This window comes from Dactylosporangium sp. CA-152071, assembly GCF_050936335.1.
Classification (GTDB): Bacteria; Actinomycetota; Actinomycetes; order Mycobacteriales; family Micromonosporaceae; genus Dactylosporangium; species Dactylosporangium maewongense.
On sequence record NZ_JBNJMZ010000001.1, the window covers coordinates 6935689 to 6949968 of the forward strand.

A 14280-nucleotide genomic window follows, 5' to 3' on the forward strand; every position below is an offset into this window, starting at 1 on the left:
CGAAGCAAGCCCGCGAGAGGAGCGCCCGGCCGATGGCGAAGATCAAGGTAAACAACCCTGTCGTCGAGCTCGACGGCGACGAGATGACCCGCATCATCTGGAAGCAGATCCGCGAGCAGCTGATCCTGCCGTACCTCGACGTCGACCTGAAGTATTACGACCTGTCGATCGAGTACCGCGACCAGACCGACGACCAGGTCACGATCGACGCGGCCAACGCCATCAAGGAGCACGGCGTCGGCGTCAAGTGCGCGACGATCACCCCCGACGAGGCCCGGGTCGAGGAGTTCAAGCTCAAGAAGATGTGGCGGTCGCCGAACGGCACCATCCGCAACATCCTCGGCGGCGTCGTCTTCCGTGAGCCGATCATCATGTCCAACGTCCCGCGGCTCGTCCCGGGCTGGACCAAGCCGATCATCATCGGCCGTCACGCCCACGGCGACCAGTACAAGGCGACCGACTTCGTCGTGCCCGGCCCCGGCAAGGTCACCGTGACCTACACCCCCGAGGACGGTGGCGCGCCGATCGAGTTCGAGGTCGCCAAGTTCCCCGGCGGCGGTGTCGCCATGGGCATGTACAACTTCGACGACTCCATCCGCGACTTCGCCCGCGCCTCGCTGCGCTACGGTCTCGACCGCGGCTACCCGGTCTACCTCTCGACCAAGAACACGATCCTCAAGGCCTACGACGGCCGGTTCAAGGACCTCTTCGCCGAGGTCTTCGAGACCGAGTTCAAGGACGAGTTCGCGGCGGCCGGCATCACGTACGAGCACCGCCTCATCGACGACATGGTCGCCGCCGCCCTGAAGTGGGAGGGTGGCTTCGTCTGGGCCTGCAAGAACTACGACGGCGACGTCCAGTCCGACACCGTCGCGCAGGGCTTCGGGTCGCTCGGCCTCATGACCAGCGTCCTCATGACTCCCGACGGCAAGACCGTCGAGGCCGAGGCCGCCCACGGCACCGTCACCCGGCACTACCGCCAGTGGCAGAAGGGCGAGAAGACCTCGACCAACCCGATCGCGTCCATCTTCGCCTGGACGCGCGGCCTCGCCCACCGTGGCAAGGTCGACGGCACCCCCGAGGTCACCGCGTTCGCGAACACCCTGGAGCAGGTCTGCGTCGACACCGTCGAGGCCGGCCAGATGACCAAGGACCTCGCGCTGCTCATCTCCCGCGACGCCCCGTGGCTCACCACCGACGAGTTCATGAACGCGCTCGACCAGAACCTCGCGAAGCGTCTCGCCGGCTGATCAGCACGACCACGACGGACCGGCCGGGGTGTCCCGCGCGGACACTCCGGCCGCCCGCACTGCCCGACGGATCGCGTCGCCGACGGCCCCGGCCGCCGCGGCGCTGACAGAGGAACACCACCGCCGCAGCGCGGTGACCAGCGGCGCGACCCGTCCGAGCGGGTCGAGCCGCACCAGCCGCCCGCGCGGTCCCGCCCGCGCGTTGAGGACCGCGGTGAGGACCGCCGCAGGAGTGCGGTGATGAGCGGTGTGGGCCGTGAAGGTGCGCCCAGCCTGGCCGGTATCCCGCGTGGTGCCGTCCGCGGTGCGAGCCGTCCGAGTGCGTCGAGCCGGGCCGGCCGTCCGCGTGTCGAGGAACTGCCGCCGCAGGAGTGCGGTGTGGGCTGTGAACGTGCGTTGAGTCGGATCGGTATCCCGCGTGGTGCTGTCCGCGGTGCGAGTCGTCCGAGTGCGTCGAGCCGGGCCGGCCGTCCGCGTGTCGAGGAACTGCCGCCGCGGGAGTGCGGTGTGGGCTGTGAAGGTGCGTTGAGTCGGATCGGTATCCCGCGTGGTGCTGTCCGCGGTGCGAGCCGTCCGAGTGCGTCGAGCCGGGCCGGCCGTCCGCGTGTCGAGGAACTGCCGCCGCAGGAGTGCGGTGTGGGCTGTGAAGGTGCGTTGAGTCGGATCGGTATCCCGCGTGGTGCTGTCCGCGGTGCGAGCCGTCCGAGTGCGTCGAGCCGGGCCGGCCCCGCGTGTCGAGGAACTGCCGCCGCGGGAGTGCGGTGTGAGTTGTGAGGGGTTCGCCGAGTCGGGCCGGAATCCCGCGTGGTGCCGTCCGCGGTGAGGAATGCTTCCGCAAGCAGTGCGGTGGCCAGCGGTGTGAGCTGTGAGGATGCGCCGAGTCGGCCGGTATCCCGCGTGGTGCCGCCCGTGGTGAGGGCCGCCACCGCAGCGTGGTGGGCGGCGGTGCGGGGCGAGCCGGGCCAGCATCTCGTGCGTTCTGGTTCGGCGGAGATGTCGGGATCGGTGAGCCGAATTCTGCGGAGCCTGTTCGAGACTGAGCGCCTTGGGCGGTTCGCGGTGCCAGGTGTTGTGCAGGCAGGTGGCACGAGGTCTGGTCGGGCAGGAGGGGCTGCCCGGGCGGCGGCGTGGCTCGCCCGGGGGCACGAGCGTCAGGGTTCGGGCGAGCCGGGGCCGGGTGGGTCAGATGCCGTGGCCGCGGCGGTGGAGGGCGCCCAGGACGCTTTCGACCTTGACCACGCCGGTGACGGCGGCCAGGGCGATGGCGGCGCGGGGTTCGCGCCAGTTGGAGCGCATGGCGGCCTTGGTCCAGAGCCAGGCGTCGCGGCGGTTGCCGGAGGCGGCGGACCAGCAGGCGAGCTGGCCGTAGACGCGGCCGGCGCCGGTGCCGGAGCCGGCGATCTCCGGGTGGCGGGTCATCATCCAGCGAAGGGAGGCCATCTTGGTGGCGTACTCGTAGGCGAACATCGACGTGCGGCCCCACAGGACGCGGACGAGGGGCTCGTCGACGTGGACGATCTCGCCACGCTTGGCGGCGCGCAGGAGCAGGTCCCAGTCCTCGTTCTGGCTGCCGGGGGCGTCCTCGGCGACGAGGCCCATCTCGTCGTCGGCGAAGACGAAGCGGCGTACCAGGAACGTCGATGAGTGCAGCATCGACATCCGCGACCGGATCAGGTCGTCGAGGCCGACGAGGGACGCCCCCGCCAGGCGGGGGGTGAGGCGGTCGCCGAACTCGACCTCGATCGCCGCCGTGCAGAACTCCGCCTGCGGTCGCTGCTGCAGCGCGTGCACCTGCCGGCGCAGCTTCGTCGGGGTCCAGGCGTCGTCGTCGTCGCAGAACGCGACGAGATCCGTGTCCAGGGCGACGATGCCGGTGTTGCGGGCGCCGGCGAGGCCGGGCTTGCGCAGGTTGGGCAGCACGTCGAGCGGGCGGTCGCCGCCGCGGCACAGGCCGGCGTCGGGGTCGTGCTGGTCGAACACCACGATGGTGCGCACGGGTCCCGGGTAGTCCTGGGCGACGATGCCTTCGACGGCGCGGGCGAGCAGTTCAGGGCGGTTTCGCGTCGGTACGACCACACCCACGCTGGGCCAGTGACCGGTGGTGTTCATCGGGCCCCCCGGTAGCCGTACATGCCGAGCAGCGGTGCGGTGAGCGCGCTGACGACCCGTCGCTGCCGCCCAGGCAGTGCGGTGCGCCAGGCGTCGTCGCGGCGCAGCGGGACCGGGCCGACGGTGAAGCGCATCGGGTTGCCGGCGGCGCTGTGGCACGGCCCCAGCTCGGCGGTGCCGCCGTGCAGGAAGTCCATCCCGCCTCCCGCCAGATCGGCGAAGTCCGAAATTTCCGACAGTACCGTCGCCGGGGAGTCCAGCAGCGACTCGTAGCGGACGCGCATCACCGGTACGCCGCAGCGGTGCAGGACCGACAGCGCGGTGTTGTGCGCGTTCCACAGCAGGGCCGACCGGCTGGGCGAGTAGCGGGTCATCTCCTCGGCGCCGTCGGTCTCGGGCCGCCGCACCTTCTTCGTCCAGGAGTACGCGACGCCGCGGCTGTCCCGCACCACGTGCACGACCCGCAGGTCGATGCTCGGCGCGAACCGCAGGCAGTACGCCAGCGCCGCGTGCTTCGAGGAGTCGACGAGCACCTGGGCCCCGGAGACGACCGCCGCCGCCTCGTACAGCCGCGCGTACCAGTCCGCGTACTCCTCGACGAGCAGCCGGTGGGAGGGGCTCATCCGTACACTCGCCAACCGCGGAATGTGCCGGGTCCGCTCCACCGCGTGCCGCAGCGCGAGCACCCGCCACACGTCGACCTGCTGCCAGCCGCCGAACGCCTTCTCCCCGACCGCCTGCCAGAAGTCGCAGGACGAGAAGTGTGCCCCGCAGGCGCAGCGCTCGTCACCGGCGACATCGCGCTCCCACAGGTGGACGACCTCGCCGAGCGGGCACACGCCGGGCAGCTCGCCGAGCAGGCGCTCCAGCAGGGTGGTCCCGCTGCGCCCGAGCCCGCCGAGGAACAGAACGCGTACCAACCGTCCTCCTTGGTCGTTTTGGTAGATATGCCAGCTGTGCTGGCATCTGTTACCTCTAACGACGAATTACGGATGAACGATGCTGCACACCAGAGCACGCTGGCGGCGGGTCCCTCTCGGCGGCCTCTCCGTGGACCCGTTGACCGAGGCCGAGGTCGTCTCGCACGTACGGTCGGCGCTGGCCCGTGGCGAGGGCGGCTGGATCGTCACGCCGAACGTCGACATCCTGCGCCACGTGTCCCGCGACCCGCACCTGCGCGCCCAGCTCCGGGAGGCGGACCTGGTCGTCGCCGACGGCACGCCACTGGTCTGGGCGGCCCGCCTCGCCGGCTGGAACCTCCCCGCCCGCGTCACCGGCTCCGACCTCATCTGGTCGCTGTCCCGCGCGCTCGCCGCCGACGACCACGGCGTCTTCATCCTCGGTGGCACCCCCGGCGACCTCGGCGAGGACGACGGCGCGCACCGGGCCGCCCTGGTCCTCGCCGACACCTTCCCGGGCCTGCGGATCGCCGGCACGCTCTGCCCGCCGTTCGGCTTCGACAAGGACCCGGCCACGCTCGCCGAGGTGTGCGACGCGGTCGTCGCCGCCGACCCGCGGATGGTGTACGTCGGCATCGGCTTCCCCCGCCAGGAGCACCTCATCCGCCGCCTCCGGGCCGCCCTGCCCCGCACGTGGTTCCTGGGCTGCGGCGCGGCCGTCAACTTCGTGGCCGGCGACATCCAGCGCGCGAACCCGGCGATGCAGAAGGCCGGCCTGGAGTGGCTCGACCGCCTGGCCCGCGAGCCCCGCCGCCTGGCCCGCCGCTACCTGCGCGAGGACGCCCCGTTCGCCGCCGCCCTCCTCGCCCGCTCACTGCACCACCGCCTGACCCACCGCCCCGCCCACCGCGCCTGACCCGCCGAACCTCTGATCGAAGGATGCCCCTGGCCGCGTCCACGACCGCTGAACGACTTGGATCATGGTGGCCGTGGTCGGATGCCCTTTGACGCCGGCGCACGACCCAGCGGTGGATGGTGATCCACGGACGGTCCTGGCCGCGGGGGCAACCGCTGGACGACTTGGATCATGTCGCGGTCTGTAGGCGGATGTCGGTCGTTGCCGTGGCCGGGTGGAGTTTGGTGGTCGTGCAGGGTCCGGCGTTGTTGATCGAAGGATGGTCGTGGTCGCGGGCGTGGCCGTTGGGCGACTTGGATCAATGAAGGTTTGTCCAACGGCGGTGGCGACAGATCCGGCACGATCCGAACGCATTGCCATGACTGTGGGCCAACGACGGCACGCAACGCGCGGGCGTCCGGAGTGTCGTGCACCGGTGATGAAAGCCGGCGGAAGCACCGAATGATGCCCTCGACGGCGCGGGACCACGGCACGAACCGTGCCCACGCCGCCCGGGACGCGCAGACGGAGTCTGTGCGTGGCCATCGGCCGAGGCGGGCGCGACCGTTACACCACACGGCACAACGGCACCCGCACGCGGACACCGTAAGCCGGGCGACCAGAGCGAAGCGCACCGCGGGAACGGTTGATCCAAGGACGACCCTGGCCGTCCGGACAGCCACCACGCGACTTGGATCACGAGCATGGGCGGCGGCCGGCGGCCCAGCGGCCCAGCGGTCGTCGGGTCTGCGGGCGGCGGGAGCGGGCTGCCGGGGAAGGGGAGGCGGTCAGGCGGGGACCGGGTCGCCGAGGACGGTCTTGAGCAGTTCGGCGGCCCAGTCGAGCAGCTGGGTGTCGCGCATGGGCTCGCCGCCGATGCGGCGGGTGGAGGGGCGGGGCAGGGAGACTGTGTCGGCGGCGGACTTGTAGACCGACTCCGGGTAGAGGCGCTTGAGCCGCAGCTGCTTCGAGTCGGCCAACTGCAGCGGCCCGAAGCGCACGTGCTTGCCCTGCAGTGACACGTCCGTCAGGCCGTAGGTGCGGGCGAGGAACCGGAACCGCGCGACCGCGAGGAGGTTCGCGACCGGCAGCGGCGGCTCGCCATAGCGGTCCTTCATCTCGGCGATGATCTCGTCGAGGGCGGCGCCGTCCTTGGCACCGGCGATCTTGCGGTAGATCTCCAGGCGGAGGCGCTCGGCGGAGATGTACTCCAGCGGCAGGTGGGCGTCGACCGGCAGGTCGATCTTGACGTCGGGCTCCTCCTCCTCGGGGCGCTCGCCCTTGAACTGCTGGACGGCCTCGCCGACCATCCGCACGTACAGGTCGAAGCCGACGCCCTCGATGTGGCCGGACTGCTCGCCGCCGAGAAGGTTGCCGGCGCCGCGGATCTCGAGGTCCTTCATCGCGACATACATGCCGGCGCCGAGCTCGGTGTGCTGCGCGATGGTGGCGAGCCGCTCGTGGGCATGCTCGGTCAGCGGCTTCTCCGGCGGATACAGGAAGTACGCGTAGGCGCGCTCGCGGCCACGGCCGACGCGGCCGCGGATCTGGTGCAGCTGGGAGAGGCCGAGCAGGTCGGCGCGCTCGACGATGAGGGTGTTGGCGTTGGGGATGTCGATGCCGCTCTCCACGATCGTGGTGCAGACGAGGACGTCGTACTCCTTCTCCCAGAAGCCGACCATGATCTTCTCGAGGGCTTCCTCGGTCATCTGGCCGTGGGCGACCGCGATCCGCGCCTCGGGGACGAGCTCGCGCAGCTTGCGGGCGGCGCGCTCGATCGACTCGACCCGGTTGTGCAGGTAGAAGACCTGGCCGTCGCGGAGCAGCTCGCGGTGGATGGCGGCGGAGACCTGCTTGTCGTCCTGCGCGCCGACGAACGTGAGGACCGGGTGCCGCTCCTCGGGCGGGGTCGCGATCGTCGACATCTCGCGGATGCCGGTGATCGCCATCTCCAGGGTGCGGGGGATCGGGGTGGCCGACATGGTGAGCACGTCGACGGAGGCCCGCAGCTGCTTCAGGAACTCCTTGTGCTCGACGCCGAAGCGCTGCTCCTCGTCGACGATGACCAGCCCGAGCTGCTTGAACCGGGTCGCGGTCTGCAGCAGCCGGTGGGTGCCGATGACGATGTCGACGGTGCCGTCGGTGACCTTCTCCATGGTCAGCTTGGTCTCGGTCGGGGTCTGGAAGCGCGACAGCTGCCGCACCTCGACCGGGAACTGGGAGACCCGCTCGGAGAACGTGTTGAAGTGCTGCTGCGCGAGCAGCGTCGTCGGCACGAGCACGGCGACCTGCTTGCCGTCCTGCACGGCCTTGAACGCGGCCCGGACCGCGATCTCGGTCTTGCCGTAGCCGACGTCGCCGCAGATGAGCCGGTCCATCGGGGTCGACTTCTCCATGTCGCCCTTGACCTCTTCGATCGCGGCGAGCTGGTCGGGCGTCTCCTGATAGGGGAACGCGTCCTCCAGCTCCCGCTGCCAGGGCGTGTCGGCTCCGAACGCGTGGCCCTGCGAATTCTGCCGGACGGCATACAGCTGGATGAGCTGCGCGGCGATCTCCCGGACCGCCTTGCGGGCCCGAGACTTGGCCTTCTGCCACTCGGAGCCGCCCATCTTGTGCAGGGCGGGCGTCTCACCGCCGACATAGCGCGACAGCTGGTCGAGCTGGTCGGTGGGCACGAAGAGCCGGTCGCCGGGCTGGCCGCGCTTGGTGGCGGCATACTCCAGGACCAGATACTCCCGGTCGGCGCCGTTGACGGTGCGCTGCACCATCTCGATGTAGCGGCCGATGCCGTGCTGCTCGTGCACCACGTAGTCGCCGGTGCGCAGCTCGAGGGGGTCGATCTGGTTGCGCCGCCGCGAAGGCATCTTGCGCATGTCCTTGGTGGACGCGCCCCGGCCGCCGGAGATGTCGGTGCCGGTGATGATCGCCAGCCGGGCGCCCTCGTCTAGGTAGCCGTTGCCCAGCGAGCCGGTGGTGACGGTGACGACGCCCGGGTCGGGCAGCGAAGCGATGCCGTCGACCAGCACCACACCCAGGCCGGCATCGCGCAGCACCTCGACGGCACGCTGGGCGGGGCCGGAGCCTTCGAAGACCAGCGCCAGCCGCCATCCGTCACCGGCGAGCCGCTTCAGGTCGTCGACGACCCGGGCGGTCTCACCGTGATAGAGCGGCGCGGGCTGCGCCGGCAGGGTGATCGAGATGGCGTCGTCGGAGACGACGACAGGAGCGTCCTCGCCGGCCCGCCAAGGCTCATCAACCAGATGATCAGCGGAAGGAGCAAGCGAAAAGGCGCTCAGCGACCACCACGGCAGGCCGAGCGACGCGGCCGCCGCGCGCACCTCGGCCAGGCTCTTGAACGCGGCCGCGCCCAGGTCGATCGGCGCCTTCCCGCCGACCGCGGCGGCGGCCCAGCTCGCCTCCAGGAACTCCTCGCTGGTGCGGACCAGGTCGTGCGCGCGGGTGCGGATGCGCTCGGGGTCGCACAGCAGCACGTGCGTGCCCGCCGGCATGGTGTGCAGGACCAGCTCGAGGGAGTCGGTGTCGCCGAGCAGCGCGGGCGCCAGGGACTCCATGCCCTCGACGGGGATGCCGCCGGCGAGCTTGTCCAGCAGCTCCGCCAGCTGCGGGTGGTCGGTGGACAGCGCCGCGGCCCGGGCCCGGACCTCGTCGGTGAGCAGCAGCTCCCGGCACGGTGGCGCCCACAGCCGGTCGACCGCGGCGATCGTGCGCTGGTCGGCGACCGCGAACGAGCGGATCTCCTCGACCTCGTCACCCCAGAACTCCACCCGCAGCGGGTGCTCCTCCGTCGGGGGGAACACGTCGAGGATCCCGCCGCGGACCGCGAACTCGCCGCGCTTGGTGACCAGGTCGACCCGCGCATACGCCAGGTGCGCCAGCCGCGCCACGAGGTCGTCGAGGTCGGCGGATCCGCCGGGGACCAGCTCGACGGGCTCCAGGTCGCCGAGCCCCTTGAGCTGCGGCTGGAGCACCGAACGGACCGGGGCCACGACGACCCGCGGCAGCCCGGAGGAAGGGGTGGGGTGGGCGAGCCGCCGGAGCACGGCGAGCCGCCGCCCGACCGTGTCGGAGCGGGGGGAGAGGCGCTCGTGCGGCAGGGTCTCCCAGGCCGGGTAGACGACCACGTCGGCGGGGTCGAGCAGGCAGCCGAGCGCGGCGGCCAGGTCTTCGGCCTCCCGGCCGGTGGCGGTGACCGCGAGGACGGGGCGCTCCGCCGCCACGACCGCCGTCACGAAGGTGCGCAGCGCCGGCGGCGCGGTCAGCTCGACCTGGTCGCTGTGGCCGCCCCGGGCCAGGTCACGGGCGCGGGCGAGCGCCGGGTCGGACAGTGCGGCGGAGGTGAGACCGGCCAGTCTTGGCATTGGAGCAACCCATCTGCACGGCAAACAACCCCGGCGCCCAGGAAGGACGGGGGTATGTCGAGCGGTACCCAGCCTATCCCTGGGGTATGACAAAACAGAGTTGAGACCTGACTCACCGGAACGGCACGGTGCGTCGTAGTAGCCGATACGATGCCGGTGAAAACGGACAGCGCCGTCCCAGCCGTCTCGTCCGGAGGGATCCGCCATGTCTGCAGAGGCACCCGCGACCAGCGACGCTGACGCCGCGCTGCGCGCCGACATCCGCCGCCTCGGCTCGCTGCTCGGGCAGAGCCTCGTCCGGCAGGACGGCCAGCAGCTGCTCGACCTCGTCGAAGAGGTCCGCGCGCTCGTCCGGTCCGACCCGGAGGCCGCCGCCGAGCGCCTGAGCGGCCTCGACGTGGTCGCCGGCACGCAGCTGGCCAGGGCGTTCTCCACCTACTTCCACCTGGCCAACATCACCGAGCAGGTGCACCGGGCCCGCGAGCTGCGCCGCATCCGCGTCCGTGAGGGCGGCTGGCTGGAGCGCGCCGCGAAGCTGATCGCCGACCGTGGTGTCGGGGTGAAGGAGATCGGCTCGATCGCCTCGAAGCTCGCGGTGCGGCCGGTCTTCACCGCCCACCCGACCGAGGCGGCCCGGCGCTCGATCCTGACGAAGCTGCGGGCCGTCGGCGACGAGCTGGACGCCGAGGCGGTCGCGACCGCGCTGGACGGCTCGCTGGAGCCGGACAAGACCCGCACCGCCCGCACCGACCGCCGCCTGGCGGAGCTGCTCGACCTGCTGTGGCAGACCGACGAGCTGCGGCTGGAGCGGCCCGAGCCGAGCGACGAGGCCCGCAACGCGGTCTACTACCTCGCCGACCTGGCCGGCGGCGCCGCCCCGCAGGTGCTCGACGACCTCTACGACACGCTGAAGGACCTCGGGGTGCAGCTGCCCCCGACCGCCCGCCCGCTGAGCTTCGGCTCGTGGATCGGCGGGGACCGGGACGGCAACCCGTTCGTCACCCCGGCCGTCACCCGCGACGTCCTGCTGATCCAGCACGAGTACGGCATCCGCGCCGCCGAGGGCGTCATCGACGGCCTCATCGACGAGATCTCGGTCTCCAAGCGCCTGCGCGGGGTGTCGCTCGACCTGTCCGCGAGCCTCGCCGCCGACCTGGACAACCTGCCGGAGCTGCCGGCCCGCTACCGGCGGGTCAACCTGGAGGAGTCCTACCGGCTGAAGCTGCGCTGCATCCGGCTGAAGCTCCAGCACACCCGCGCGCGGCTGGCCACCGGCACGCCGCACAAGCCGGGCCGCGACTACCTCGGCACCGGCGAGCTCATCGCCGACCTGGAGCTGATGCGGGCGTCGCTGGCGCGCAACGGCGGCCAGCTCGCCGCGACCGGCAAGCTCGCCTCGGCGATCCGCACGCTGTCCGCGTTCGGCCTGCAGCTGGCGACGCTCGACGTGCGCGAGCACGCCGACGCCCACCACGAGGTGCTCGCCCAGCTGTACCGGCGGGTCGGCGAGGTCGACTACGCCACGCTCGACCGGGACGCCCGCCGCCAGCTGCTGATCGACGAGCTCAACGGCCGCCGCCCGCTCGCCACCCGCGACACCGGGCTGACCGACACCGCCCGCAAGACGTTCGACGTGTTCGCCGCGATCCGTGAGGTGCAGGAGCGGTTCGGCCCGGAGGTCGTCGAGACGTACATCATCTCGATGACGCAGGGCATCGACGACGTGCTCGCCGCGGTCGTCCTCGCCCGCGAGTGGGGCCTGGTCGAGGTCAGCGCCGGGGCCGGGTTCGGCGGGGCGTCGATGGAGTCGGCCCGGGCCCGGGTCGGCTTCGCGCCGCTGCTGGAGCAGGCCCGCGAGCTGGAGATGGCCGGCGAGCTGCTGGACGATCTGCTGTCGATTCCGGTGTACCGCGCGATCGTGCGCGCCCGGGGTGACGTCCAGGAGGTCATGCTCGGTTACTCCGACTCCAACAAGGACGCGGGCATCACCACGTCCCAGTGGATGATCCACAAGGCGCAGCGGCAGCTGCGTGACGTCGCCGCCCGCCATGGGGTGCGGCTGCGGCTCTTCCACGGCCGTGGCGGCACCGTCGGCCGCGGCGGCGGCCCGACCCACGAGGCGATCCTCGCCCAGCCGTGGGGCACGCTCGACGGCGCGATCAAGGTCACCGAGCAGGGTGAGGTCATCTCCGACAAGTACACGCTGCCGGCCCTCGCCAGGGAGAACCTGGAGCTGACGCTCGCCGCCGTGCTGCAGAGCGCCCTGCTGCACACCGAGCCGCGGCAGCCCGCGGAGGCGCTCGCCCGCTGGGACGCGGCGATGGAGACGGTGTCGACGGCCGCGTTCGCCAACTACCGCGGCCTGGTCGAGAACCCGGACCTGCCGGCGTACTTCTGGGCGGCGACGCCGACGGAGCTGCTCGGCGCGCTCAACATCGGCTCCCGCCCGGCGAAGCGGCCGAACGCCGACGCCGGCCTCGGCGGCCTGCGGGCGATCCCGTGGGTGTTCGGCTGGACGCAGTCGCGGCAGATCGTGCCCGGCTGGTTCGGCGTCGGCAGCGGCCTGGAGGCGGCCCGCGTGGCCGGCCTGAGCGACGTGCTGCGCGAGATGCACGAGAAGTGGCACTTCTTCGGCACGTTCCTGTCCAACGTCGAGATGATGCTGGCCAAGACGGACCTGGAGATCGCCTCGCGCTACGTCGACTCGCTGGTCCCCGACCCGCTGAAGCCGGTCTTCGACGTCATCCGCGCGGAGTACGACAAGACCGTCGCCGAGGTCCTCGCGATCACGGGCGAGTCGTCGCTGCTGGAGCGGCAGCCGGTGCTGGACCGCACGCTCGGCGTCCGCGACAGCTACCTGCAGCCCCTGCACCACCTGCAGGTGTCGCTCCTGGCGCAGTATCGGGCGAGCAAGGCCGCCGACAGCGGCGTCTGGGGCGGCGGGCGGAAGTCCTCGCCGGACCCGGCCCTGGAGCGCGCCCTGCTCACCACGGTCAACGGCATCGCCGCGGGCATGCGCAACACGGGCTGAGCGCATCGCGGAAAGGGCCCGTCGCATGAGCGACGGGCCCCGCTGGGAGAAAAGCGCGGGAAACTGACAGACTGTCACGCGTGTCTGTGAACGGTTGGCCTGCCGAGGAATGGTCGTTGCCGGACGAGGTCCTCCGGGACGCCCCGACCTACACGCCCAAGCCGTCGGAGATCGCCGACCTCGAGCTGCTGCTGTCGGGCGCGTACAAGCCGCTGACCGGCTTCCTCGGCTCGGCCGACCTGACGTCGCTGCGCCGCAACGGCCGGCTCGCCGACGGGACGGCCTGGCCGGTGCCGGTGACGCTGGAGGTGCCGCCGGGCCTGATCGGCCAGCTCGACGTCGCCGACCCGACGCGCCGGGTGCTGATCCTCGCCGACCTCGAGGGCGCCCCGATCGCCGCGATGAACACCGCCGAGGTGTACCCGACGCGGCGGGGCTGGGGCGCCGCCGGCACGGTCAAGCGGCTCGGTGACGGCGGCCACGGGCCGTTCCGCCGCATGCGTAGGACGCCCGCGGAGGTGCGCGGCGTGCTGCCGCAGGGCCGGGTCCTCGGGGTCATCGCGGACCGCCCGCTGCACCGGCCGCAGCTGGCCCAGATCGCGCGCGCCGCCCGTACCCTCGCGGCACACCTGCTCGTGCTGGTGCCGGTCGGCAGCCCCGGCCCCGACGGCCTGGCCCCGGAGGCGCTGGTCCGCTGCGTCCTGGCGGCCCGCGACCGGATGCCCCCGTCCACGATCGTGACGCTGCCGCTGCCGCATCACGACGGCGACGACATCCGCGCGGCCATGCTGCGCACCCGGGTCGCCGCCGCGTACGGCGTGACCCACCTGCTCGCGTCCAGCGACTCGATGCTGTCCGGCGGCGGCCTGCGGGTCCTCGTGCCCCGGGAGCTCGCGTACGACGGCCGCGACGGGCAGTGGCGCTCGCTCGACGACATCCCGCCGAAGCACCGCAGGCTGCCGCTGACCACCGCGGAGATCGACGACCACCTCGACCGGGGCACGATCCTGCCGGAGTGGCACACCCCGCCGGCGGTCGCCCGCGAGCTGACCCGGGACCGCCCGCCGCGCCGGCAGCGAGGCCTGGTCGTGTTCTTCACCGGCCTGTCCGGCTCCGGCAAGTCGACGATGGCGACCGGCGTCGCCGACGCGCTGCAGGAGACGGGGGAGCGCAGCATCACGCTGCTCGACGGCGACATCGTGCGCCGGCACCTGTCGGCCGGCCTCACGTTCTCCGCCGCGGACCGCGACACGAACATCAAGCGGATCGGCTGGGTCGCCGCCGAGGTGGGCCGGCACGGCGGGGTGGCGATCTGCTGCCCGATCGCGCCGTACCACGACGGCCGCGCGGCCGCGCGGGAGTTCGCCCGTAACGCCGGGGCCGGTTTCGTGTTGGTCCATGTGTCGACGCCGCTCGCCGAGTGCGAGCGGCGCGACCGCAAAGGGCTCTACGCGAAGGCGCGGGCCGGCCTGATCAAGGGCATGACGGGTATCGACGACCCGTACGAGACACCGGTCGACGCCGAGTTGACGATCGACACGACCGGTCTGTCGTACGGCGAGGCGGTCACCACCGTCCTGCGCTACCTCGGTAACAACGGCTGGCTGGACCCCCGCCCTATTCCGTAAAAGAGACGGAAAAGACGTAAAAGCGGGCACATCAGCCCATTACGCCGAACGTCCCGGAAGCGTTAGCCCCTGGAGAACCTGACGCCGAA

Annotated in this window: 7 protein-coding genes; 4 read left to right on the top strand and 3 right to left on the bottom strand. The window is 71.8% G+C overall.

Features of this window, described 5'->3' with window-relative positions; translation table 11 throughout:
• Window positions 1-32 precede the first annotated feature (32 nt).
• Window positions 33-1250 carry an NADP-dependent isocitrate dehydrogenase gene (locus ACQEVZ_RS31270; protein WP_344501761.1) on the top strand — a complete coding sequence of 406 codons (1218 nt, stop codon included), beginning with the start codon at window positions 33-35 and terminating at the stop codon, window positions 1248-1250.
• Window positions 1251-2432: 1182 nt separating this feature from the next.
• On the opposite strand, the gene ACQEVZ_RS31275 is transcribed toward ACQEVZ_RS31270, so the two are convergent.
• On the bottom strand, window positions 2433-3359 hold the full coding sequence (locus ACQEVZ_RS31275; RefSeq protein WP_344501760.1) for a glycosyltransferase family 2 protein: 927 nt from the start codon (window positions 3357-3359) through the stop codon (window positions 2433-2435).
• On the bottom strand, window positions 3356-4279 hold the full coding sequence (locus ACQEVZ_RS31280; protein ID WP_344501759.1) for a sulfotransferase: 924 nt from the start codon (window positions 4277-4279) through the stop codon (window positions 3356-3358). The genes ACQEVZ_RS31275 and ACQEVZ_RS31280 overlap by 4 nt, the downstream gene beginning before the upstream one ends.
• Window positions 4280-4358: 79 nt before the next feature.
• On the opposite strand from ACQEVZ_RS31280, the gene ACQEVZ_RS31285 reads away from it, so the two are divergent.
• Window positions 4359-5174, top strand: a complete 816-nt coding sequence (locus ACQEVZ_RS31285) for a WecB/TagA/CpsF family glycosyltransferase (protein WP_344501758.1) — start codon at window positions 4359-4361, stop codon at window positions 5172-5174.
• Between the two features lie 767 nt (window positions 5175-5941).
• On the opposite strand, the gene mfd is transcribed toward ACQEVZ_RS31285, so the two are convergent.
• Entirely contained in the window at window positions 5942-9532 is a 3591-nt protein-coding gene (mfd, locus tag ACQEVZ_RS31290; protein WP_433373083.1) for a transcription-repair coupling factor, read from the bottom strand.
• A 205-nt stretch (window positions 9533-9737) separates the two neighbouring features.
• Between mfd and ppc the strand changes: the two genes are divergently transcribed.
• Together ppc and cysC are read left to right on the top strand one after the other, a co-directional pair.
• Entirely contained in the window at window positions 9738-12563 is a 2826-nt protein-coding gene (gene ppc / locus ACQEVZ_RS31295) for a phosphoenolpyruvate carboxylase (protein WP_433373086.1), read from the top strand.
• Window positions 12564-12649: 86 nt separating this feature from the next.
• Complete coding sequence (gene cysC, locus ACQEVZ_RS31300) at window positions 12650-14191, top strand: adenylyl-sulfate kinase (protein ID WP_433377100.1); 1542 nt, start codon at window positions 12650-12652, stop codon at window positions 14189-14191.
• Window positions 14192-14280 lie beyond the last annotated feature (89 nt).